At 50.7% G+C, this 21860-nt stretch carries 18 protein-coding genes and 1 pseudogene; 2 read left to right on the top strand and 17 right to left on the bottom strand.

What is annotated here, in order from left to right; translation table 11 throughout:
• Positions 1 to 199: 199 nt before the first annotated feature.
• The 3 genes from NXS99_RS03120 to lepA all read right to left on the bottom strand — a co-directional run bounded on the left by NXS99_RS03120 (position 200) and on the right by lepA (position 5382).
• Positions 200 to 892 (bottom strand): metal-dependent transcriptional regulator, encoded by a 693-nt coding sequence (locus NXS99_RS03120; RefSeq protein ID WP_259287211.1) that lies wholly within the window; start codon positions 890 to 892, stop codon positions 200 to 202.
• Between the two features lie 265 nt (positions 893 to 1157).
• On the bottom strand, positions 1158 to 3026 hold the full coding sequence (locus tag NXS99_RS03115; protein WP_259287210.1) for a BCCT family transporter: 1869 nt from the start codon (positions 3024 to 3026) through the stop codon (positions 1158 to 1160).
• A 508-nt stretch (positions 3027 to 3534) separates the two neighbouring features.
• Positions 3535 to 5382 carry a translation elongation factor 4 gene (gene lepA, locus NXS99_RS03110; RefSeq protein WP_259287209.1) on the bottom strand — a complete coding sequence of 616 codons (1848 nt, stop codon included), beginning with the start codon at positions 5380 to 5382 and terminating at the stop codon, positions 3535 to 3537.
• A 12-nt stretch (positions 5383 to 5394) separates the two neighbouring features.
• Between lepA and NXS99_RS03105 the strand changes: the two genes are divergently transcribed.
• Positions 5395 to 6099: a growth inhibitor PemK gene (locus NXS99_RS03105; protein WP_259287208.1), complete on the top strand. Its 705-nt coding sequence runs from the start codon at positions 5395 to 5397 to the stop codon at positions 6097 to 6099.
• Positions 6100 to 6512: 413 nt separating this feature from the next.
• Positions 6513 to 6776 (top strand): 30S ribosomal protein S20, encoded by a 264-nt coding sequence (rpsT, locus tag NXS99_RS03100; protein ID WP_259287207.1) that lies wholly within the window; start codon positions 6513 to 6515, stop codon positions 6774 to 6776.
• 127 nt (positions 6777 to 6903) lie between these two features.
• On the opposite strand, the gene NXS99_RS03095 is transcribed toward rpsT, so the two are convergent.
• The 14 genes and pseudogenes from NXS99_RS03095 to obgE form a co-directional block, all read right to left on the bottom strand.
• Positions 6904 to 8883, bottom strand: a complete 1980-nt coding sequence (locus NXS99_RS03095) for a cation-translocating P-type ATPase (protein WP_259287206.1) — start codon at positions 8881 to 8883, stop codon at positions 6904 to 6906.
• Positions 8884 to 9000: 117 nt separating this feature from the next.
• Positions 9001 to 9321: pseudogene (locus tag NXS99_RS03090) on the bottom strand (ArsR/SmtB family transcription factor); the annotation flags it as partial.
• A gap of 87 nt (positions 9322 to 9408) precedes the next feature.
• Positions 9409 to 10050, bottom strand: a complete 642-nt coding sequence (locus NXS99_RS03085) for a LysE family translocator (protein WP_259287205.1) — start codon at positions 10048 to 10050, stop codon at positions 9409 to 9411.
• Positions 10047 to 10481, bottom strand: a complete 435-nt coding sequence (locus tag NXS99_RS03080; protein WP_259287204.1) for an ankyrin repeat domain-containing protein — start codon at positions 10479 to 10481, stop codon at positions 10047 to 10049. Before NXS99_RS03080 ends, NXS99_RS03085 begins: the two co-directional genes overlap by 4 nt.
• A 19-nt stretch (positions 10482 to 10500) precedes the next feature.
• Positions 10501 to 11448 (bottom strand): DNA polymerase III subunit delta, encoded by a 948-nt coding sequence (gene holA, locus NXS99_RS03075; RefSeq protein ID WP_259287203.1) that lies wholly within the window; start codon positions 11446 to 11448, stop codon positions 10501 to 10503.
• A gap of 89 nt (positions 11449 to 11537) precedes the next feature.
• Positions 11538 to 13259, bottom strand: coding sequence for a ComEC/Rec2 family competence protein (locus NXS99_RS03070; protein ID WP_259287202.1), 1722 nt, complete (start codon positions 13257 to 13259; stop codon positions 11538 to 11540).
• Positions 13256 to 14341: a ComEA family DNA-binding protein gene (locus NXS99_RS03065; protein WP_259287201.1), complete on the bottom strand. Its 1086-nt coding sequence runs from the start codon at positions 14339 to 14341 to the stop codon at positions 13256 to 13258. The genes NXS99_RS03070 and NXS99_RS03065 overlap by 4 nt, the downstream gene beginning before the upstream one ends.
• A 143-nt stretch (positions 14342 to 14484) precedes the next feature.
• Positions 14485 to 15348 carry a DegV family protein gene (locus NXS99_RS03060; RefSeq protein WP_259287200.1) on the bottom strand — a complete coding sequence of 288 codons (864 nt, stop codon included), beginning with the start codon at positions 15346 to 15348 and terminating at the stop codon, positions 14485 to 14487.
• Positions 15349 to 15425: 77 nt separating this feature from the next.
• Entirely contained in the window at positions 15426 to 16145 is a 720-nt protein-coding gene (locus tag NXS99_RS03055; RefSeq protein ID WP_259287199.1) for a histidine phosphatase family protein, read from the bottom strand.
• 19 nt (positions 16146 to 16164) lie between these two features.
• On the bottom strand, positions 16165 to 16629 hold the full coding sequence (rsfS, locus tag NXS99_RS03050; protein WP_259287198.1) for a ribosome silencing factor: 465 nt from the start codon (positions 16627 to 16629) through the stop codon (positions 16165 to 16167).
• 224 nt (positions 16630 to 16853) lie between these two features.
• Positions 16854 to 17483, bottom strand: a complete 630-nt coding sequence (gene nadD, locus NXS99_RS03045; protein WP_259287197.1) for a nicotinate-nucleotide adenylyltransferase — start codon at positions 17481 to 17483, stop codon at positions 16854 to 16856.
• Between the two features lie 21 nt (positions 17484 to 17504).
• Positions 17505 to 18803, bottom strand: coding sequence for a glutamate-5-semialdehyde dehydrogenase (locus tag NXS99_RS03040; RefSeq protein WP_259287319.1), 1299 nt, complete (start codon positions 18801 to 18803; stop codon positions 17505 to 17507).
• A gap of 275 nt (positions 18804 to 19078) precedes the next feature.
• On the bottom strand, positions 19079 to 20188 hold the full coding sequence (gene proB / locus NXS99_RS03035) for a glutamate 5-kinase (protein WP_259287196.1): 1110 nt from the start codon (positions 20186 to 20188) through the stop codon (positions 19079 to 19081).
• Positions 20188 to 21699: a GTPase ObgE gene (obgE, locus tag NXS99_RS03030; protein WP_259287195.1), complete on the bottom strand. Its 1512-nt coding sequence runs from the start codon at positions 21697 to 21699 to the stop codon at positions 20188 to 20190. The genes proB and obgE overlap by 1 nt, the downstream gene beginning before the upstream one ends.
• Positions 21700 to 21860 lie beyond the last annotated feature (161 nt).

Here is a 21860-nt window from a genome sequence, read left to right as displayed (position 1 = left end):
ACACACGTCGAGCATTTTGAAATGCCAGACGCTGAAGCTACCTAGTTCTAGATTTTGTGAAGGAGGCTTAACTATCCAACATTTCTTCTGAAATTTTATGTGTTTCCATTCGAGCTTGTGTTTCCAAATTAACAAGCTTGGCACCGGCAGGATCATGCCGCAAGAAGTCACAAATACATATCAGTTCTGGTGTCGACTACTAGCGAGGTCGTACCCACACTGCGCGAAGCGCTGCTTCGCCTAAGACAACAGGGGTGTCCTTTCCCCCAATGCTGATATTTTGTGCTTCTGTGAATTGACCTGCTGGTGCCTTTTCAATTTCAGCACCTACAACTAGCCCCTCAGCCTGGAAGAACTGTAATAATTCAGGATCGGCATCATCAATACGCTCGATCACAGCAGGATCATCCGCTGCAAGATCGGCAAGCATAATCAACTCCACATTGGAAGGAGAAACTGGGAAGGTGCCTTCTTTCGATGGAATTAAATCACCATGCGGATCTTTTTCCGGGAAACCTAAATATTTTTCAATCCGGTCGATCATAAAATCACTCACGGCGTGCTCTAAGTGCTCGGCTTCTTCATGCACTTGATCCCATCCATAGCCCAACGCCTCGACAAGAAACGTCTCTAAAAGTCGGTGCCTGCGAATCATTTGCACCGCGTGTGCACGACCAAGCTCGGTTAAGGTAATCGCACCATATGGGGTGTAATCGACGAGTTCTAAGGCGCCTAAACGACGCACTGCATCAGATGCCGATGATAATCGTACTCCCACTGCTTCTGACAACGCTTTCGCGGTGACCGGAGCATCAGACCACTCGGTAAGCGCATAGAGCGCTTTGACGTAATCTTGATTCGCAGATGAAAGTTGGGAAACATCGACATGCATACCAATTATTTTACGCCCATCACATGCAAAGTGACTTATTTCTCATAGAAAAATCCTGTTGAATCAACAGGAAAACCTTGATCCAACAGGATATTTCTTTTTTAGAATCTGTGTTGTGCTGCAAGCGTGTCACGTCCAGCGGATATGATCGCCGCTTACATAAGCAACACGCGTGGCAGCAACGCACACGCAGCGCAGGCAGCAACGCACACGCAGCGCAGGCAGCAACGCACACGCAGCAACCTAGGCCACCAGCACCAACAACTTAGGAATTTGTCGTATCCGTGCTGTCACTGACCTCATCGATGACATCACCGGTGACGTCCAGATCGCCTTCAATAACCACGTTTGCCGAGATCACAATATTGCCGTCAGCATCTTGCTCGAATTCCGGTACTGGCAAAATATTGCCATCTTCGTCATAACCAGGTGCTGGCATTGCTTCGTGAGCTTCCAGCTTCTCTGGAGTATCGGTCTTTTCCCAATGACGTGTGACCAGTGGAGCTTCTGCAGCCTTATCATCATTCATACCCTTTAATAAGGAGTACATCATCACGAACTGCATGAAGAAGAATGGCAGAGCCACAATAATCACGACTTGTTGCAAGACATTAATGCCGCTATCTGGTGAAACGATCAGCAATGCAGCTGCGACTGCGCCAATGGTTACAGCCCAAATTACGCGGTAGAGCACTGGAGATTTATTTTCTTCACCGGTACAAATCATGTCATTGACCATTGCAGATGAATCAATCGAGGTGATGAAGAAGATAACCACGATCAGCAGCGCAAAAGCAGAAATCGCTGTTGGGAATGGATACGCCTCTAAGAACTTAAACAAAGCGGCAGACACATCGCCTTGTTCCACCACAGGAACTGTTAAATAGCCAGGGTCGGCAGCTTCGAGTTCCAGGCCTGCGCGACCAAAGATCGCAAACCAGATCACAGAGAAAATTGTTGGCAGGATCAAGACACCCGCAATATATTCACGAACAGTACGACCACGCGAAATGCGTGCGACGAACATGCCCACGAATGGCGACCAACAAATAGTCCATGCCCAATAGAACACCGTCCACATGCCCTGCCAGCCAGGATTGTCATTATAGGCATCAGTCCAGAACATCAATTCCGGTAACCAGCTGGCATAAATACCAAATGCCTGTACCACCGAGCGCAACAGCGCCAAAGTAGGACCAGTAATCACGATGAACAGCATGAAGGCAACCGCCATGCCGATATTGATATTCGACAGAATCTTAATACCTTTATCAAGGCCAGATGCAACCGAGAAACATGCGGCGACTGTGATTACTAAAATAATGAGCAGCTCGACCCATCCGGCAAGAGGCACACCCCAAAGTTTGTTCAAACCGGCGTTGACCTGCAAGGTACCTAACCCCACTGAAACTGCGATACCAAATACGGTACCGATGATCGCCAACGCGTCGATAAGCTTGCCTGGAGTGGAGTAAATGCGCGCGCCTAGTAATGGTGCGAAAATCGAGGAGACGCGTGGTGGCAATTTACGCTTATAGATAAAGTATCCCAACGCAAGGCCAGGCAATGCCGCAATTACCCACATGTGGATGCCGAAATGGTAGAACGTAAACGCTAGTGCTTGTTCGGTTGCGGCGGCGCTGAGTGGTTCCACGTTATTCATTGGTGGGTTGTAAATGTGGTTGATTGGCTCAGCCACGCCCCAGAACATCAACACTGCGCCGATGCCACCGGCAAATAACATGGAAAACCATGCCAAAAGGGAGTGTTCTGGCTCGTCATCGTCGTCGCCGAGGCGCAGGCGGCCGTAGGACGACATGAAAATGCCTATTAAGAAAATAAAGACAAACGAAACGCCGCCAATATATAGCCAGCCAAGGTTGGTCAGCAGGCTTTCGGCGGTAGCGGCGAAGTGTGGCTGAATGCTCGTGCCGAATGCGATTGTGGTCAGCACAAAGGCGATAATGACGCCAATGCCCACAATAAAAATCATTGGATCGGTTTTTAAGCCAAACGCATGACGCTTATGTCCAGCCAGATCGGATGTCTCAGTTTGTAGTTGAGTCTCATTATTTGTCCGCAAAGAATGAGATTTCTTCGACGCAGAATCCTGCGCCTGTGAAGGGGTTTCCATATAATACTTTCCCTTTGAATTTGAATATCTCTTTCAAATAATACGCGGATTGATTAGTAAACTCAAATGTACTTACGGATCAGACCCGCATCGATATCAAGCATAAATCTCAACACGATGGATATTCATGCAGTTCAGAGATATTTCAATCACGCAATATCACACACACCCTCATGACAATATTTATTATAGCTATATATAAATATGGATTATTTTTACCCGAAAACCATCTACTACTCATGACTCACGTCACATGCTTGACGACGCTTCGCGCGATCCACATGGTGGCGCACAAAACGCTTTGTTCTCTGTGCCAGCCACAGCCTGCGTCGTACAAACCGCTCACAAACACACAAACGGCCCGATATGTGCACATCAACGTGTGCTCCATATCGGGCCGTATGCTTCACGCAAGCGGCAGCACCAGCACCAACACTGCGAGCGTGACGCCGGCACCAGCGCCACGCTCACATAGACACCAGCGCCAGTATGCCTGCTGCCAAATCGTTTACTTATCGTCTGTACTCAAAGCCGCAACGAAAGCTTCCTGCGGTACCGAAACGCTGCCTAAGGACTTCATGCGCTTCTTACCTTCTTTTTGCTTTTCCAGCAGCTTGCGCTTACGAGAAATATCGCCACCGTAGCATTTCGCCAACACGTCTTTTCGCATGGCGCGAATATTTTCACGGGCAATCACCTTCGAACCAATAGCCGCCTGGATTGGCACTTCGAACTGCTGACGCGGAATCAGTTCTTTGAGTTTCTTAGTCATCTTATTGCCATACCACTGTGCCGAATCACGGTGCACAATTGCAGAAAACGCATCAACTGGATCGCCGTTGAGCAAAATATCAACCTTCACCAGATTTGCTTCTTGCTCACCTGCTTCTTCGTAGTTCAAAGAAGCATAGCCTTTTGTTCGCGACTTCAAATTATCGAAGAAGTCGAAGATGATTTCGCCTAATGGCATGGTGTAGCGCAGTTCCACGCGGTCTTCGGAAAGGTAATCCATTCCGCCCATTTGACCGCGCTTGGACTGGCATAATTCCATGGTGGTGCCCACAAATTCGCTTGGCACAATAATGGTGGTTTTCACCACTGGTTCCCACACCTCGCGCAGCTTGCCGCCAGGCCAATCAGCTGGGTTATGGACATGCGTTTCTGTACCGTCTTCGGCAATCACGCGATAGGACACCGATGGTGCGGTGGAAATCAGATCCAACCCAAATTCGCGCTCCAAGCGGTCGCGAGTGATCTCCATGTGCAACAGGCCCAAGAATCCACAGCGGAAACCAAAGCCCAAGGCAACCGAGGTCTCTGGTTCCCAGCTTAAGGACGCATCGTTGAGCTGAAGTTTTTCCAGGGCTTCACGCAAGTCAGGGAAATCAGCCTGCGAAATTGGGAACAAACCGGAATACACCATTGGTTTTGGATCGGCATAGCCTTGCAATGCATCTTCAGCGCCGCCAACTGCCCAGGTAACAGTATCGCCAACCTTCGACTGGCGAACATCTTTCACACCGGTAATCAGATAGCCTACTTCACCAGGCCCTAAGCCTTCACACTTCTTCGGTGTTGGGCTGACGATACCAATTTCAAGCAATTCGTGCACTGCCCCAGTAGACATCATTTTAATGCGCTGACGTGGGGTAAGTTTGCCGTCGATCATACGAATATATGTCACCACACCACGGTAGGTGTCATATACCGAGTCGAAAATCATCGCACGCGCTGGCGCATCCAAACTCTCTTCTGTCACTGGAGCAGGGATCAGCTCGGCAATTTTATCCAGCAAAAGTTCCACGCCTTCACCGGTCTTACCAGACACACGCAAAACGTCTTCCGGTTCGCAACCAATGATATTGGCAATTTCTAAGGAATATTTGTCAGGATCGGCTGCAGGCAGGTCGATTTTATTCAGCACTGGAATGATTTCCAGATCATTTTCCATGGCCAAATAGAGATTCGCCAGTGTTTGTGCCTCGATACCCTGGGCGGCGTCGACAAGCAGCACAGCGCCTTCACACGCCTCAAGCGCGCGGGAAACCTCGTAGGTAAAGTCCACGTGACCTGGGGTGTCAATCATCTGCATGACAATTTCTTCGCCCTTGTGCTTACCTGTGCGAGGAATCCAAGGGAGACGGACGTTTTGCGCTTTAATCGTAATGCCGCGCTCACGCTCAATATCCATATTGTCCAGGTATTGGTCGCGCATATCGCGAGCATCAACGACGTTGGAATATTGCAAGATACGGTCGGCAAGCGTGGATTTGCCGTGGTCAATGTGCGCGATAATGCAGAAGTTGCGAATCTTCGATAGATCCGTAAACGTCTTCTCCGCGAAGTTGTTGGCCATTATCTCCCTTTCATGAATCAATCCCCTCCACATTACATGAATGCCCCAGCAGTTCCTAGTGCTTACGTACCAGTTGCCGGCAGAGCCTGCGAAGTTTTCACCATCATTTCTGCTTCCCTCTTACCCCTTAAGATTTTGTTCGCTATTGTGAAAGGTATGACTTCACCAGCGCGCAGCTCGCGAGGGTTTTTTCACACCCTGATAGACAAGCTTCTCGGGCGCGATCAGGATACACTTGTCGACGAAGGCATCAGTAGCCTTTCATCTCGACTCGGGCTTATCGACGACACCACCTTGCCAGTTGCAGACCTGCAACCCGCAGTATTTGAAATTGTTGAAGCCACCGCCTGCGCCCGAAACTTGTTTTATGCCCCAAATATGGACGGCCAAGTGGACCCTGGTGAAGTCGTGTTTTTCCTCGCCCAAGGCGATAACGTCTCGGACCAGCCCCAAGAACGCGCCTTAATTGTAGTCGGGCGCAGTGGCGACCAGATTACTGGCCTACTGACCTCACCGAATCCGAATAATCAATGGAAGAAGACATGGATTGATATTGGCGCAGGGCCGTGGGATACGCAAGGCCGCCAGGCTTGGGCGCGTATGGATAAGGTGATTCGGATTTCAGAAAGTGATATCCGCAGGCAAGGCGCTGTGATTCCACCGGCACGGTTTGAGCGCATTGCGATGCGACTACGCGACGAGTACGGGTGGGCTTAGAACTTCAGTATTACTGCTTGCGTGGGAGATACTGGGGCGCTGGGTGCTGGGTCGAGAGCGTGAGCGCGCATGCGGGAGATGTTGGGTCGCCGTAACGAGGCCTGCGGGAGTAAAGCAAAGTTCCTCGCGCGGCATGAATACAAGGTTGCTGCACTGCGTACTTGCAGGAGCACCGCACTATGATAAAGAACACCTCGCACGTGTTTACACATGCATCAGTTTTGAATATTTCGCACACAACGCTTGCATGCAGGGCGTTTGAACTGGTAAGATTTTTGCTCGTTGTCCTATACAACAGCATTTTGATGGCATCTCGGCAGTTCAGCGGTCAGGACCTTGGGATCGCGATCACACTCCGATGTTAGTAGCAGTCGAAATGCATCTTTGACTATCAAGATCAAGAGGTATTTGAAATGGCAAATATTAAGTCCCAGAAGAAGCGCGTTCTCACCAACGAAAAGGCTCGTCAGCGTAACCAAGCTGTTCGTTCCGCAGTTCGTACCGAGATCCGCAAGTTCCGTGCACTTGTAGCAGAAGGCGACAAGACCGCTGCTGAAGCACAGCTTCGCGTAGCTTCTCGTAAGCTGGACAAGGCTGTTACCAAGGGCGTCTACCACCGCAACAATGCGGCTAACAAGAAGTCCAAGATGGCTCACGCCCTCAACAAGTTGGCTTAAGCTTTCAAGTACAAAACCCTCATCATGGTCTGACTATGATGAGGGTTTTGTACTCTCTACGGTGATATCTACGGCTCACGTGCATTTCAATTTCGGCTGCCACACTCACTCAACGCCAGCCACACCCTCAAGCATGTATTTCCTTAATAGGAGAATCTGAAGGCGTGTGGTGCGAGGTTGGAATCACTAGGTTTTGTCCGGCCCGCAGACCATTGAGAATCACAATCACCTCAGCACATTCGTGGATCACAACAATCGTCGCTAAGCCAAATACACCGAATAATGCTAATGGCAATAATACGGCGATCAACGCGGCAGAAATCACAAGGTTTGCCATCATAATCCGATATGCCCGGCGCGCATGGGCTAGTAAGGAGGCCAGAAGGCGAAGATCCTCACTTCCGAAAGTCACATCTGCAGATTCAATTGCGACATCACTTCCCCGCAGCCCCATTGCGATACCGGTGGTGGCTGCCGCAAGCGCTGGGGCATCGTTGATCCCATCGCCGACCATTGCAACATCGCCAAGCTGCGCGAATTGCTGAATATGCGAAACTTTCTGGTGTGGCAACAGCTGCGCATAATACTGATCAATGGCAAGTTCTTCCGCAACATTTTGCGCCGCTTGTTCGTGATCCCCAGTGAGCATGACGGTGCGAATACCCATATGCTGGCATTGCTGAATCGCTGCATACGCTTCTGGCCGAATTTGATCACGAATACCGCAAATACCAGCCAAAACGCCATCTACCTCAACACCGATGACAGTCATACCGGCTGCTTGCATTTCCGCGATGTGTGTCGTTGCAGTATCGCTGAGCTCAAACCATTGAGGCTTGCCGACGCGCACTGCATGCCCTGCAACAATCCCTGCAATACCCCAACCGGTAGTTTCAGTGACCGCTTCGGCAGGTGCGAACGCAGATTCAACGGCAAAATCGCGAAATGCTTTCGCTAAAGGATGGCTACTTTGTGATTCTACGGCTGCTGCGAATGCGATGACCTCGGATACTGGCACATCTGCTAGTCCAACGCTTTTGACAATTATTGGCTGATTTTGGGTTAAGGTGCCAGTTTTATCAAAGGCAATCGTGCGGATTTTCCCCAAGTTTTCAAAGGTCGCACCTGATTTCACAACAATTCCTGCGCGCGATGCTGCACCGATTGCCGAAATAACAGTCACCGGCACCGAAAGTGCTAATGCACATGGTGAAGCAGCCACAAGGACCACTAACGCGCGTTCAATCCACAGCGCACTATTATCACTGAGCAACATGCCACCGCCAGCAATCAGCGCTGCCAGGACAACGACTGCTGGTACTAAAGGCCGCGCGAGGCGATCGGCTAAACGAGCGCGCTCACCTTTGTCATATTGAGCTTGTTGGACAAGGGTCACAACCTGGGTTAATGAGTTATCGGTTCCAGGTGAAGTCGCTTCTACTATTAAGGCGGCATCAATGACACTGGAACCTGCAAAAATTGCATCCCCTGGCCTAACCGCAACCGGCAAGGATTCACCCGTAATCGCTGAACAGTCAAGATATCCCTCGCCTTGGAGCACAGTTGCATCGGTGGCAACGGTTTCACCTGCGACAACCTGTAGGCGCATGCCGGTTACGACTGCCTGACGACGCACTGTGGTGGTTCTACCATCAGCATCAATCACACGAACTGTTTGTGGGATTAATGCTAATAAGGATCGCAAGCCTTCGGTGGCAGTTTGCATTGCACGATGTTCCAAGGCTTCTGCCAGGGAATATAAAAATGCCAATGCTGCGGCTTCTTCGACATGTCCTAATGCGATGGCACCAATGGCGCTAATCGTCATTAAGGTGCCAATGCCGATACGACCTTTGTAGACAGCTGCTAGAGATGCCGGAATAAATTGTGAACCGCCAATGAGCAAACTTAGCCAATACAGCCCGCTGGTCATGGTGGCAGAAAAGTCTAAGACCTGTGTCAGGATCGCCAGTATTAAGGCCGCGCCGGCTAGTAGTGGTATGACGATCGTGCGATCTTGCCACCAGGTTGTGGTGACAGGTGGTTCGAAGGTATCAGGGGTATCCGTTGGCTGGCAGGTCGATTGCGAGCAGCATGCATCAGCCATGAGTTATACCGTCTTTGTGATCGTTGTGGACTGTGCGGGTTGCGCGGGCTGCTCCGGCTGCGTGGACTGTGCACTCGTTGTAGCTTGCGCGCTTGCAGCATTTTCATGGTTTGCAGCGCATTGTGCATCCTGGCATTGGCAGTCTTGGAGTACCGCATCGCAAGTCTCAATCAGTGTTCGAAGTGCAGTTGCAACAGAAGGGTCGATAATTTCATATCGGTTCTTTCTTCCTTCTGGCACGATTGTCACAATGCCGCAACCTTTCAGGCAGGCTAAATGGTTTGAGACATTTGCGCGTGTGAGGTTCAGCTCTGCAGCAAGATCGGCAGGATAGCTGGGCTGCTCTAAAAGTTTGAGTAACAGTGCAGCTCGATTGGGATCAGCCATTGCCCTGCCCAAACGGTGAGTAATATCTAATAAACGCTCATTAGTCAGCATGTACTGAACTATACAGCAACTGCTGACCAATGACGAATGTGTGTACAGCACACTTCTGCGTATGTGCTTGATGCACGATATTGTTCTCTAGAGCAACGAATATCCCCCAACGAGAGCCAAGGAGGTTCCAGCGACAATAAAAAATAGTCCTGCACCTGCATCAATAAACGGCCCGGCGCGTAAAAACTTCGCCCGCACAACCGCCGTCGATAAGCCGAAAACAATGGCTGAGAATCCAATGATGACACTGCCAATCACCACCACAATAATGGCAAGCGCCAGCAGCAAACTGGGATTTGGCGGCATATTTGGGGCAATAATGGCGGCGAAATACAGCACGACTTTCGGATTCGACAAATTCGTCAGCGCGCCTTGTCGGTAGGAATGCCACGGAGTCCCTAATACGGCAGTGATATCGTCAACGACAACTTTCGTGCGAAATTGATCGCGCGCGGCAAGTAACATGCCGCGTCCCATCCACACTAACCAACAGCCACCAACAAGTTGAATGATTCCGACGAGCTTGGGGTACGCCGTGAGTACCACGGATGCGCCAAACACAGTCAGGCTCACCCACAGCAATAAGCCAGTGGCAATGCCGAATACGCCGGCAATTGCATGCTTTCGAGATTTCAGTGCAATGCGGGTGAGCAATAAAAAATCTGGCCCAGGAGTGATCATGCCGATATAGTTCAGCAAGATTAAGCTCCCCCATTGGGCAAGGGTCATTGATGCGTACCTTGTGTCATACGCTCTGCAAGTTCCTGCTGGCCGAACATCATTGCCGTATCGACTGCAGTTGGATGACCGAGGAGTGGATCAGCACCTGCAGCTAGCAAGGCTTCCACAACCTCTGGCTCTTTTTTGAAAATTGCGCCGGCAAGTGGTGATTGCCCACGATCATTGAGCTTATTAACATCAGCGCCTAAGCTTGCCAAGCGGCTGACTAAGGATGCATGTCCAGCATACGCAGCCAGCATTAAGAAGGTATTGCCCTCATGGTTGGTCAAATTCGGATTTAAGCCTGCTTGAATATACTGCTCAAACTTGTCAGCGGCATCATCACCGCCAGTGCGTGCAAGTTGGAATAGCTCAGCAACAAAAGCGGCTAATTCCTCTGGAAGTTCAGGAGATGCATTAGTTACAGAATCTTCACTCATAGTTTCTATCCTAGTGTGTTTAACCAGCGAGTTGTGAAATTTTCCGAACAGCATCTTCTAACGCGAATGCTGGATCGCCACTTTGACCTTTCACCGCCAGATCAAGGGCTTCCATAAGAATCACCGCTTCACTAATCGCATCACTTGACCAGCGCCTTGCAGTTTTCGCAGTTTTTTCAAGCGCATACGGTGACATCCCTAATCGACTCGCCAACGCCAATGACGGCTTTCCACGCGTTGAATATAACCGCGCCAACGCAGAGACTTTCATACTCAACGCCGCTGCCAAAGCAGCAGGTTCAACACCGATATGCAATGCACGTCGCATACTCGCTAACGCCTTTTGAGTTTGGCCTGCACATGCGAGATCCGCAACATCGAATCCAGATACTTCAGCAACCCCTGCATAGTACTCACGTACTTTCGACTCTGTAATTTCGCCTTCAATATCTGCAACGAGCTGCTCGACTGCACTGGCAAGTTCACGTAAATCGGAACCGACACCTTCTACCAGTGCAATCATGACATCTGGAGTTGGCTTCAAGCCATAGCGACGAAACTCTTGGGTCACCCATCCCACACGCTCATGCGCTCGTGGGGCAACAACTTCATGCACCTGCGCCAATTTCTTCAATTTCGGCACCAACGCTTTTTGTCGCCCACCACCTGAATGCACGATAATCAAGCGAATCCCCATGCCCGGATCCTGAGCCAATTGCATGACAACATTTGCAGGTTCTTTGCCAGCTTCATCCATTTTGTGCAAGACGATCACACGGTCTTCTCCGAATAAGGATGGACTACATAAATCAAGCAGTTCTGATTGTGTTATCTCCCCGGCGCGCACCTGTGTCACATCTACCTCAGTTTGCGTGCCCAGCGACTCACGAATCTCACCAATAATGGCTCGAATCTCACGTTCAATTAAGAATTCATCTTCGCCAAGAATCAGGTGCACGTTGTTCATAGCACTCAACTTTAGTAAGCAATGGTGATCTTTGGCTAACAAGCCTGCAGTTGCTACTGCCCGAAACTGCCATCAAACGCAAGGATCTCCTATTGGAAATATCCTAATCGCGCATATTGCTGGCCATTCGTATATACATCAACGATGCCATCTCGATTGGGGTATAACAGTGGAATACCAGTGTCCAGCCACTGCGGATACTGGTGTGGTTTGCCATGTTCATGCACCACAACGGCGTGAATGTGCGTTGGAATCCCTGCTGCAATCCATTGCTGCAAATGTGCATCATCACGTACATGCAAGATTTCCTCAGGCGTATAGTGGATCGGACGCTGCAAATACCATGAGGCGCTTAGCGCGATCATCACACTGATTCCAGCTACCCCGACAACACCATGGAGCTGCTGTGAAAAGCCATAGAGCAACCAGGCCAATCCAAGTATCACTGCCCACACCAGCGCAGGTGAATCCCAATACAGTTGAGCCCCTGGAAAACTTGCGGCTGTGGTTGCAACTTTCACAATCACACGTGCACATGGCCCCAGAAGATATAGTAATCCTGCTGCAAGATCTACGAACACCGACCACCCAGTCAGTAATGAACCCGCCAGCAATACGCATGCGAGAAGCCCGATACATGTAATGGGGGCAACTAAAGGTTCAACCAACATATTCGCCACAATTGAAACCAAAGACACTCGATGCGAAAATGCAGCAACAATTGGTGCTGTGGCAAGCGTTGCAGCAACTGTCACGGCAAGCGGCAGCACAACCATGCGCGGCATGCTTGGCGACGCCCATCTGTGGTACAACCTAGGGCTCAGCAAAATAATGCCTGTAGTAGCTGTCACTGATAACCAAAAACCGATCGAAAACGCCAGTTCGCTGTCCCAGATCAGCATCCCGATCATGCTCAGACACAAACTATGCATCGCATAGCTACGAGTATGTACGCCCAATGCGGCAATACCAATACTGCCCATAATCACTGCACGGATCACCGATGCTTCTGGGCCAACCACATATCCAAAGCACACAATCGCCAAAGTAGTAACGCCAAGCCTGACTTTTCGCGGCGCCCATCTGAGTATTCCCAACGTACTTGCAGCTACTAATGCCACATTTGCCCCACTGACTGCACTTAAATGTGCCAGGCCTGAAATCATAAAACTTTCTGCCAAATATTGGCTATAGCCGTGGGTTTCTCCCAGTACCATTGCGGGAATCACAGCAGCAGCATCTGGGTCGAAGGTTTGTTGTGCAAGTGCGACAAAACTCGATTTTAAGGCGGTGGTCAACGACGCTGCAGCATCTGGATCTGCACGCACAGTGACGTTTTTTGCGATAAGTAACTGCGCCGCTACTGCCATACGATCGCTCTCACGAGTCGTTGCTTCAAGCAAGATGGTCGTGCCTGGACTAAGTGAGAGGTGATCATGGCTAAACACTGTCAGCGGTGCAGGTGAAAAAGATGTGTGGATATCGAATATTGTTCCGCGTGAAATGCTACGGATCCGGTGTTCCACTACTGCTTCGAACACGGTTGGTATGTGTACGTGCTCTGCCTGGAAGCGTCGAAAAGCAGTCAGCACTAACCCTGTTATCGCCGTTCCTGCTGTCAGACATGCTTGTCCAAGGCCAAACTGCAAGTAGAGGATCACTGCCACCACAGCTATGCTCAGTACTCCCACGATACTGATGGCTAACCATGTGTACTGCTGCAAACGCAGCCACACCACCGCTACCGTTATTGCCCATATCGCAACAGCTGGCGGCACCAAACGATACTCTGCTACCGATTGCTGATTCATATGCGAATATGCGGTGCTAATGCCTCATATTTGGCAGCACCGATGCCTTTGACTTGTTGTAGCTCAGTGACATTTTGAAACGGTCCATGCTGTTGGCGGTATGCCACTATCGCGGCGGCTGTTTTCGCACCAACTCCAGGCAAAGTCGTTAATTCAGTCTCAGAGGCAGTATTAATATTCAACTGCGCACTATCTTGAGACTGCCGATCTTCCTGCACTATTGGGGTAGATGGGCCCTCGAGCGCTCCAACGGTGTGTGCAAGTTGTGCATCACTTCTATGCGGAATCACAATTTGCATGCCATCTTGCAATTTCGCTGCCAGATTCAGCCCTTGCAACTGCGAATCTTCGACAATCCCGGCGCGTTCAATCGCATCGAGAACGCGTGCATCAGGTGTTAAGAACCGATAAATGCCAGGGTTTTTCACCACACCCACTACTGCCACGGCAATTGCACGTCCTTGCTCGGCACTTGCAGGTATGTGCTCCTGAGTGACAGGCAAGCTCGCGTGCAGTTCTCGATTTGCATCTATGCCGGCATCACCCTGAGACGGAATGCCTGATGCACGCTGTGAAGTTGTAGATTCTGAGGTGGTTGTGTGCTTCATGTGGTGAGCATCTGATGAGATCGTACTCATTGCCACTTGCGGAGGCTCGTGAGTCGGCATTGCAGATTGTAAATAGCCAGCATTTGGCACCACAGGTGAAGAAGTCAATACTTGGCTGAACACGAATACTCCACAACACACCAATGCCACAGAAACAAGCGCCACTGCTGCAGGTACGGACACCTGCCATCTTCGAGACGTGGCTGGAAACTCAACGTCGAGTTGGTCTTCTGTCCCGCTTGGTCGCAGCATTTCTGAAACACGTTGGCGTATTCGGTGTTTCGCCGCACCGCGAAATGCAAGCCACGACAAGCGTTGCTCGTTCTCGCATGCAGTGACAGGCCGCTGACTATGAGCATCAAGTGCCTGCGTGAGCTGCTGCGTGGAAGACAGTTCATCTGCTGCATGTGGTGATGCTATGGCAACATGTGCAAGAGGCTGCTGTGAACTGGTGCGCGTAGACGTGGTATTCATAGCCTTAGAGGCTAAGGACTATCCCAACAGTTGAAAAGACCGCAGATGTGCTACCGCTGGTCAAAGCTAAGATTGGCCAGCATCCAGAACGTTCATGGAACGAGCCGTAATTGGGAACTTACCTGCCTGCACTCGCGACTAGCCTAGTCGCGTGGTGTCTCTGATTCGGCAGCAGTGCTAGTTGAATCAGCAACGTTATTGCGTGGTTGCTCTGCTTCTTCCCGATTTAAAGAAAATACGGTTGAAACGCCAATGGCTCCAATGCCAGTATGCACCGCGAGAGTTTGTTCCATTGGCACGATCATAATTGACGAACCTTCAGGAAGTTGTTCAAGTAAGAGTTGCTCTAATACCCGAGCAGCTTCGCGCGCCTCATTATGTTGTAAGGCCACAAAAACTGGAAGGCCTGCCGCACGTTTGACTACCAATTCGGTAAGTTTTGCAAACGCTTTCGTTTGCGTGCGCGTTTTCACCGCGAGCTCAATATAACCATTGACGACTCGCATAATAGGTTTCGTTGCAAGCGCTGTTGAGAGCATTGCTGTTGCAGTAGAAATACGGCCAGATTTGCGCAGTTCATCAATGCGATGCAAATAAATCCAGGTTTCAGAGCGTTGCAAAGTATCTTCTGCAAACTCCACACATTCAGTCAGGCTGCCACCATCTTGGGCAATTCTTGCAGCTGCCATCGCTGCTGCACCTACGCTCATCCCGACACTACCAGTGTCAATCACAACCACTTGATCATTAAAGACTCCAGATGCGGTTACTGCAGCAGACCAGGTTGAGGACAGTTCTTTCGACAGATGCAAGGCAACAACACCTTCGTCACCGCCGCGTTCTAATTGTCGAGCATAGGCTGCCGCAAGCTCTAATGGCGATAACCCAGAAGTCGAACGATCTGTGTCGTTGCCCAAGACATGTAAATCAATCACGGTAATGCCAAGATCATTCGCGACTTGCGGTGGGATACCAGCAGAAGAATCAGTGACGATACGTACTGCCATATGCTCTCCTGTCTTTCTCCCTCACCGTGTGTTTCACCTTTGCCATACAACCAATACATGCGCGTGCCGGTTTGCGGTTATGCTTCACCCATATCCGCATTGGCAATGGATGTACGCCCCAACGCTACACCCATATTCCAACCATCAAGATACCATTTCGCAGTATCGATATTTGCTGGTGTAAAGCGATCTGATTGATCAGAGACAACGTCGTCAAGCAAAAATTGCGGGCGGGCGGTCAGTTGCGCCCAGCACGTATTGCCAATGCCTGATAACAGTGGGAATTGCGCGACTTCAAAGCCTAATAAACTGCCAGTCAGTGCTGAAATTGTGCCGCCATGTGCCACAATCAGCACGGTTGAATCGTCCCATTGCTTGTATGCTTCCATGAGTTCATCAACCACAGCGCGGGCACGTTTTGCCACGTCGATGCGAGATTCGCCACCTGGTGGCGCCCAGGTTGGGTCGTGGCGCCAATAAGCTCGTAGACCTGGGAAATCCGCATCGAGTTCTGCATGCGAACGCGCTTGCCACTGGCCGAGATCAGTTTCGCGCAAACGCGGATCTTGTTGCACGCTCACATTCAGACGCTGGCCAACGGCCACAGCGGTGTCATAGGCACGGCTTAAGTCAGAAGCCACAATTTTCGTAATATGCAGGGTTTCTAAAAAGTCTGCTGCTGCTTCTGCCTGCTGTCGCCCAATCGGAGAAAGCTGTGTGTCTAGGTGTCCTTGCATCCGGCCAGTGGCATTAAATTCCGTCTGGCCGTGGCGCAACAAGATCAATCGACGAGTCATAGGAGGATCCGAAGGTATTTTAGTACTCGTCTTCTGGCTCGTTCTCAGCCAATGGAATTTCATCGAGTGATGCCACGTTACGAATATCGATATCGTTGTTCCACTCTTCGGGGCGCTCCATTGTTTCAATACCTTCGACGTCAATCAGTGGACAGTCGCGGTATAACCGGTCCAAACCATAGAAATCGCGCTCGGTATTACGTTGAACGTGGATCACTAACATTCCGTAGTCGAGCAGCACCCAACGGTTTTCGCGATGGCCTTCACGACGCTTTGGTTCCCAACCTTTTTGGGTAAGCTCGTCCTCGATCTCTTCAACAATGGAACGCACTTGGCGCTCATTATCAGCGGATGCGAGCACAAAAATCTCAGCAATTGCCATCACGTCAGAAACGTCAATAACGGCAATATTACTTGCCAGCTTTTCGTTTGCTGCCAAGGCAGCGGTGCGGGCAATCTCAATGGTTTCTACAGTTGCAGTCACAAAAATCCTTCATCTGCTCAAAGCCTCATACTGATAAGGACAACATCCTATCAATTGGCTTTTCAAAATAGTGTATCTTTTAGTTTCTCACGTTTGTCTAGCAAACGCCAACGTTGCATGCGTCTTAACCGTGCCGACACACAGCGTATCGTTGAGATACCACCCAGAAATATTCCCTCACCTGACGCATAGAGCTGCTACTCACCGATTGGTGAATAGAGTTGCTACTCACCGATTGGTGCATAGAGTTGCTGCTTGGCAATATATTGCACTACCCCATCCGGCACCAGGTACCACACAGGTTCGCCTTTACGCGCGCGGTTGCGACAATCGGTCGAAGAAATCGCCATTGCAGGAATTTCAATTAACTCCACGCGATCGCGATACTGCACTGGAATATTGTCCTCTGCCAGGGCATATCCAGGACGCGTGACACCCACGAACGTCGCAAGGCTAAACATTTCTTCCCAGCGATGCCACGATGTAATCTTTTCCAGCGCATCTGCACCGGTAATAAAAAACAGTTCCGCATTCGGATATTGTTCATGGATATCCTGCAGCGTCTCAATCGTGTAGGTAGGGCCATGACGATCAATATCGACACGGCTGACATGGAAACATGGGTTGGAAGCTGTTGCAATTACTGTCATCAAATAACGATGCTCCGCTGCAGTGACCTCCCGATCGGCTTTTTGCCACGGCTGGCCAGTTGGCACAAACAACACCATATCCAGCTCAAACTGCGCAGCAACCTCACTACCAGCAACCAAATGCCCATGATGAATCGGGTCAAAGGTGCCACCCATAATGCCAATCCGACGCGGAGTGTGCCCTTGATTTCCCTGAATTTCCATGCTGTCTATCCTTGTGTGCTATTAATCGCGAGTATGTCCCTGACCAGTCAAAATCCACTTTGTACTGGTCAATTCAGGCAATGCCATTGGGCCACGCGCATGCAACTTTTGGGTCGAAATGCCAATCTCAGCGCCCATGCCATATTGTTGTCCATCGGTAAATGCTGTCGAAGCATTAATCATCACTGCCGCTGCGTCCACATGCTGGGCAAAATACTGTGCGGTGACTAAGTTCGTTGTCGCAATCGCCTCGGTATGGCCAGTGGAATACTTGCGAATATGCTCCACCGCGCCTTGCACACCAGCAACAATTTTCACCGCAATGTCCATGGACAAGTATTCTGAATCCCAATCGGTTTCCGTAGCCGGAATAATTTCCGCCGTCGTCAAAGGAGCAAGCTCGGAAACTTCACCATGCAGGCGCACACCGGCGTCGACAAGCGCTTGCAGCACTGCTTGCTTTGCGACGCTATCCAGCTCAGCGTCCAGTAATAACGTTTCGGTAGCATTGCACACGCTGGTGCGACGCGTTTTGCCATTCAGGACAATCGCAATGCCTTGCTCAAGGTCCAGCTCATGGTCAAGATACACATGGCAATTACCTGTACCAGTTTCAATAGTTGGCACCGTTGCGTGTGCAACCACGGCGTTAATCAAACCTGCACCACCGCGTGGAATGACCACATCAACGTACTCTCGCGCAGTAATTAACGCTTGCACCGACTCGTGAGTTTCGCATGGTAAAAGTTGTACAAATTCTGCTGCCAAACCATGTGAGACCAGCACGGCTTGTAAGATTTCGACTAATTTTTGATTCGAATGCTTTGCTGATTTTGAGCCGCGTAACAAGGCGATATTGCCAGATTTCAACGCTAAGCCAAAGGCATCAACGGTCACATTCGGGCGTGCCTCATACACCATGCCCATCACACCAAGTGGGACACGTACCTGGCGCATTTCAATGCCATTTGGCATCATCGAACCGCGCACAATTGTGCCAATAGGATCGGCAAGTTCTGCTACTTGCCGCAGTCCTACTGCCATTGCGTGGATGCGATCATGATCTAATAACAAACGATCCAAAATATTTTCTGGCATGCCACGCTCACGGCCTGCTTGAAGGTCTTTGGCATTGGCCTCGATAATCTCATCTGCATGCGTCTCTAACGCTGACGCAGCTGCAAGCAACACTTGGTTCTTCGTTTCGGTGCGCAATGCCGCTGCTTGTGGTGCACATTCATATGCGACACGCGCGAGGCGCAGCACTGCTGCGCTTTCATCTGCAACTTGCTGAGCATACGTGGAATCACTGTGAGTCATACCGTGATAGTACTGGCTTTTCATGCCAAAATTCTAGTTCTCTGCGGTATCACGCACCACGGCGTCCTCCGACTGCCGCTGTTCCCCGGTGCGGCGTTCGACCCCTGCCGCACTGCACGACCCTTCCGCTGTTCCCCGGGACAGCGCCGCAACACGCCGGCTCGCTCCAACCTAAGCGACTGCTGCTCCCCTGGGCGGCGTCGCAGCTACTCGACGCTCTAGCGCGCGTCACCAACCGCGTAGCCGCACACCCCAAAAGCTTCACGCACCGAAAACTATTCGTTTAGCCCGTAATGCGACAAATAATCTGCATGAATCACTGGTCGGTGCTGTGCATCTGGCAGTTCTTCTGTGTGGCGGCCAAGCATAGTTGCTAATGTTTCCGCATCATAGGAAACTTCGCCGCGACCAATCACTTTGCCAGCAGGATCAACGATGTCCACGATATTTCCGGCATGGAAGTCACCTTCGACTTCTGTTACGCCAACTGCCAGAAGTGAAGTACCACCTTGTGCTAATGCACGTGCGGCTCCAGCATCAACACGAATACTGCCTTCCGAATCCGCTGCATACAACGCCCAGAACTTCCAGGCCGACAAGCGGTTTTCTTTCGGATAAAACACCGTTCCAACGCTGGCATCTTCTAATGCCTGGCCAATATTGGCAGCTGAAGTGAGCAGCACTGGAATACCACCACGCGAGGCAATCCCGGCAGCTGAAACTTTCGACGCCATACCGCCAGTGCCTAGCGCACCACCGTCACCTGCGATAACTCCTTGTAAATCGGAAGCGTCACGCACCTGTGGAATGAAGGTGGCAGTTGGGTCACTTGGATTTTTATCATAGAGGCCATCGACGTCGGAAAGCAGCACCAACGCATCGGCAACCGCTAAATGCGCAACCAGGGCGGCGAGTCGATCGTTATCGCCAAACCGCATTTCAGAGGTCGCCACCGTATCGTTTTCATTCACAATCGGAACCACACCTAGATGCAACAATCGGTCAATCGTTCGCTGCGCATTTCGCGCACGCTCGCGCTGACCAGCATCCGAGGCGGTTAGCAACACTTGTGCAATTGTGCGACCATAGCGGGCAAAACTTGCACCCCAGGTATGCATCAGGTGTACTTGACCAACTGCTGCTGCGGCTTGTTTGGTAGCCAGATCTTGCGGGCGTTGCTGTAATGCAAGTGGTCCCATACCTGCTGCGACTGCACCAGAAGACACCACAATTAACTCGGTGCCTTTTGCTAATCGACGCTGCATGGCATTGACCAGGGCGTCGATACGCAGTGGATCGACCACGTGGCCTGCACCGGTCAGTGATGATGAACCGATTTTGACAACCACGCGTTTTGCATTGGTGATTTGGTTGCGCAGTTCCATTAGCCCTGCCAGCGGTCTCGTGAAGCTTCTTGGCCGTCACCAAAGTCAAGTTCATCGATCAAACCACGACGAACCTGGGACGCACGCTTGCGCTCTGCTGCAGACACACGCTCAGTGCGTGACAGGCGAATATCCGTGCCACGACCAGTTAAGGTTGGATCCACACCAGCTGCGGTCATTGGTTCCCACTCGAAGGAAACCGGACCAATGCTCACCGTCGCGCCAGCTTTCGCGCCAGCTTTATACAAGGCGTCTTCGACACCCATCCGGTTCAGGCGATCGGCTAAGTAGCCAACTGCTTCGTCGTTTTCAAAGTCAGTTTGAATAATCCAACGCTCTGGCTTTTCACCAGTAACAATGAAGCCACCTTCAATCGCTGGATCACGATGAATCTCAAACTCACGACCCTTGGCTTTCGCATCCACTGCTTTCGGACGAATAATGGTGTGCTTTTCCACTTTCGCCTTTGGTCGAGTTTTACGAGCCTGCTGCACAATCTCAAGCAGCTTGTAGCACAATGGGTCTAATCCCTTACGGGCGACTGCAGAGATAATAAATACTGGCCACCCGAATTGTGCTTCTAGATCTTCCTTGACAAATTCTGCCAATTCTTCTGCTTCTGGAATATCCACCTTATTCAGCACAATAATGCGTGGACGATCGCGCAAATCGCCTAATGAGGTATCTTCATCAAGAGCTGACTGGTAAGCCGCAAGTTCCGCTTCGAGTGCTTCAATATCACTTGCTGGGTCACGACCTGGTTCCATCGTGGCGGTATCAACCACATGGGCCAGAACTGCGGTGCGCTCAATATGGCGCAAAAAGTCCAGACCAAGGCCTTTGCCTTCGGAGGCACCTGGAATCAAACCAGGAACATCTGCAATGGTAAATGTTTCATGGCCAACTTCGACCACGCCAAGGTTCGGGGCCAAGGTGGTGAATGGGTAGTCACCAATTTTTGGCTTCGCTGCCGAGATCACCGAGATCAGCGAGGACTTGCCTGCCGACGGGAATCCCACAAGGCCCACATCAGCCATCGATTTCAGTTCTAAGATGATGTCGTGTTGTTCGCCTGGCTCACCTTTCAGCGCAAAACCTGGCGCTTTACGAGCACTTGAGGCCAAAGCAGCATTACCTAGACCACCAAAACCACCTTGTGCTGCGATATACCGCATTCCAATGCTGGTCATATCGGCTAAGGTTTCACCCTTATCATTGAGTACTACGGTTCCTGCCGGAACTTCAATAATAAGGTCCTCACCACGGGCACCATTGCGGTGATCGCCAGCACCGTTAGCACCACGCTGTGCCTTGAGATGTGGGCGGTAGTGCAAGTCAAGCAACGTGTGCACCTGGGAAGAAACCTCAAGAACAATGTCTCCGCCATGTCCACCGTTACCACCATCAGGCCCGCCCAATGGCTTAAATTTTTCACGGTGAATAGAGGCGCAGCCGTTGCCGCCATCGCCTGCGTTCAAGTGCAAGACCACGCGGTCGACAAAACGTGCCATAGTATTTCAGTTACCTTCCAGATGTTACGTTGTAATGCTTGTCGCCTGTTTTCGTACTGGTTGCACACACGTTGACGAACAAAGCCATAAGTATGTTGATATTACCAAAGATCAAGGTAATGCGCGAAGCAAAAAATCGTCTGAACATAATTCAAACTATG

Source organism: Corynebacterium sp. HS2168-gen11, assembly GCF_024834075.1.
Lineage (GTDB): Bacteria > Actinomycetota > Actinomycetes > Mycobacteriales > Mycobacteriaceae > Corynebacterium.
Note: the sequence above shows the minus strand (reverse complement) of the source record. Positions and strands in the feature narration are given on the sequence as shown.

What these genes read in the sequence shown, in the direction of transcription:
- NXS99_RS03120 (WP_259287211.1), bottom strand. Translation starts at nt 892, where the DNA reads ATGCATGTCGATGTTTCCCAACTTTCATCTGCGAATCAAGATTACGTC.
- NXS99_RS03115 (WP_259287210.1), bottom strand. Translation starts at nt 3,026, where the DNA reads ATGGAAACCCCTTCACAGGCGCAGGATTCTGCGTCGAAGAAATCTCAT.
- lepA (WP_259287209.1), bottom strand. Translation starts at nt 5,382, where the DNA reads ATGGCCAACAACTTCGCGGAGAAGACGTTTACGGATCTATCGAAGATT.
- NXS99_RS03105 (WP_259287208.1), top strand. Translation starts at nt 5,395, where the DNA reads ATGAATCAATCCCCTCCACATTACATGAATGCCCCAGCAGTTCCTAGT.
- rpsT (WP_259287207.1), top strand. Translation starts at nt 6,513, where the DNA reads ATGGCAAATATTAAGTCCCAGAAGAAGCGCGTTCTCACCAACGAAAAG.
- NXS99_RS03095 (WP_259287206.1), bottom strand. Translation starts at nt 8,883, where the DNA reads ATGGCTGATGCATGCTGCTCGCAATCGACCTGCCAGCCAACGGATACC.
- NXS99_RS03085 (WP_259287205.1), bottom strand. Translation starts at nt 10,050, where the DNA reads ATGACCCTTGCCCAATGGGGGAGCTTAATCTTGCTGAACTATATCGGC.
- NXS99_RS03080 (WP_259287204.1), bottom strand. Translation starts at nt 10,481, where the DNA reads ATGAGTGAAGATTCTGTAACTAATGCATCTCCTGAACTTCCAGAGGAA.
- holA (WP_259287203.1), bottom strand. Translation starts at nt 11,448, where the DNA reads ATGAACAACGTGCACCTGATTCTTGGCGAAGATGAATTCTTAATTGAA.
- NXS99_RS03070 (WP_259287202.1), bottom strand. Translation starts at nt 13,259, where the DNA reads ATGAATCAGCAATCGGTAGCAGAGTATCGTTTGGTGCCGCCAGCTGTT.
- NXS99_RS03065 (WP_259287201.1), bottom strand. Translation starts at nt 14,341, where the DNA reads ATGAATACCACGTCTACGCGCACCAGTTCACAGCAGCCTCTTGCACAT.
- NXS99_RS03060 (WP_259287200.1), bottom strand. Translation starts at nt 15,348, where the DNA reads ATGGCAGTACGTATCGTCACTGATTCTTCTGCTGGTATCCCACCGCAA.
- NXS99_RS03055 (WP_259287199.1), bottom strand. Translation starts at nt 16,145, where the DNA reads ATGACTCGTCGATTGATCTTGTTGCGCCACGGCCAGACGGAATTTAAT.
- nadD (WP_259287197.1), bottom strand. Translation starts at nt 17,483, where the DNA reads ATGGAAATTCAGGGAAATCAAGGGCACACTCCGCGTCGGATTGGCATT.
- NXS99_RS03040 (WP_259287319.1), bottom strand. Translation starts at nt 18,803, where the DNA reads ATGACTCACAGTGATTCCACGTATGCTCAGCAAGTTGCAGATGAAAGC.
- proB (WP_259287196.1), bottom strand. Translation starts at nt 20,188, where the DNA reads ATGGAACTGCGCAACCAAATCACCAATGCAAAACGCGTGGTTGTCAAA.
- obgE (WP_259287195.1), bottom strand. Translation starts at nt 21,699, where the DNA reads ATGGCACGTTTTGTCGACCGCGTGGTCTTGCACTTGAACGCAGGCGAT.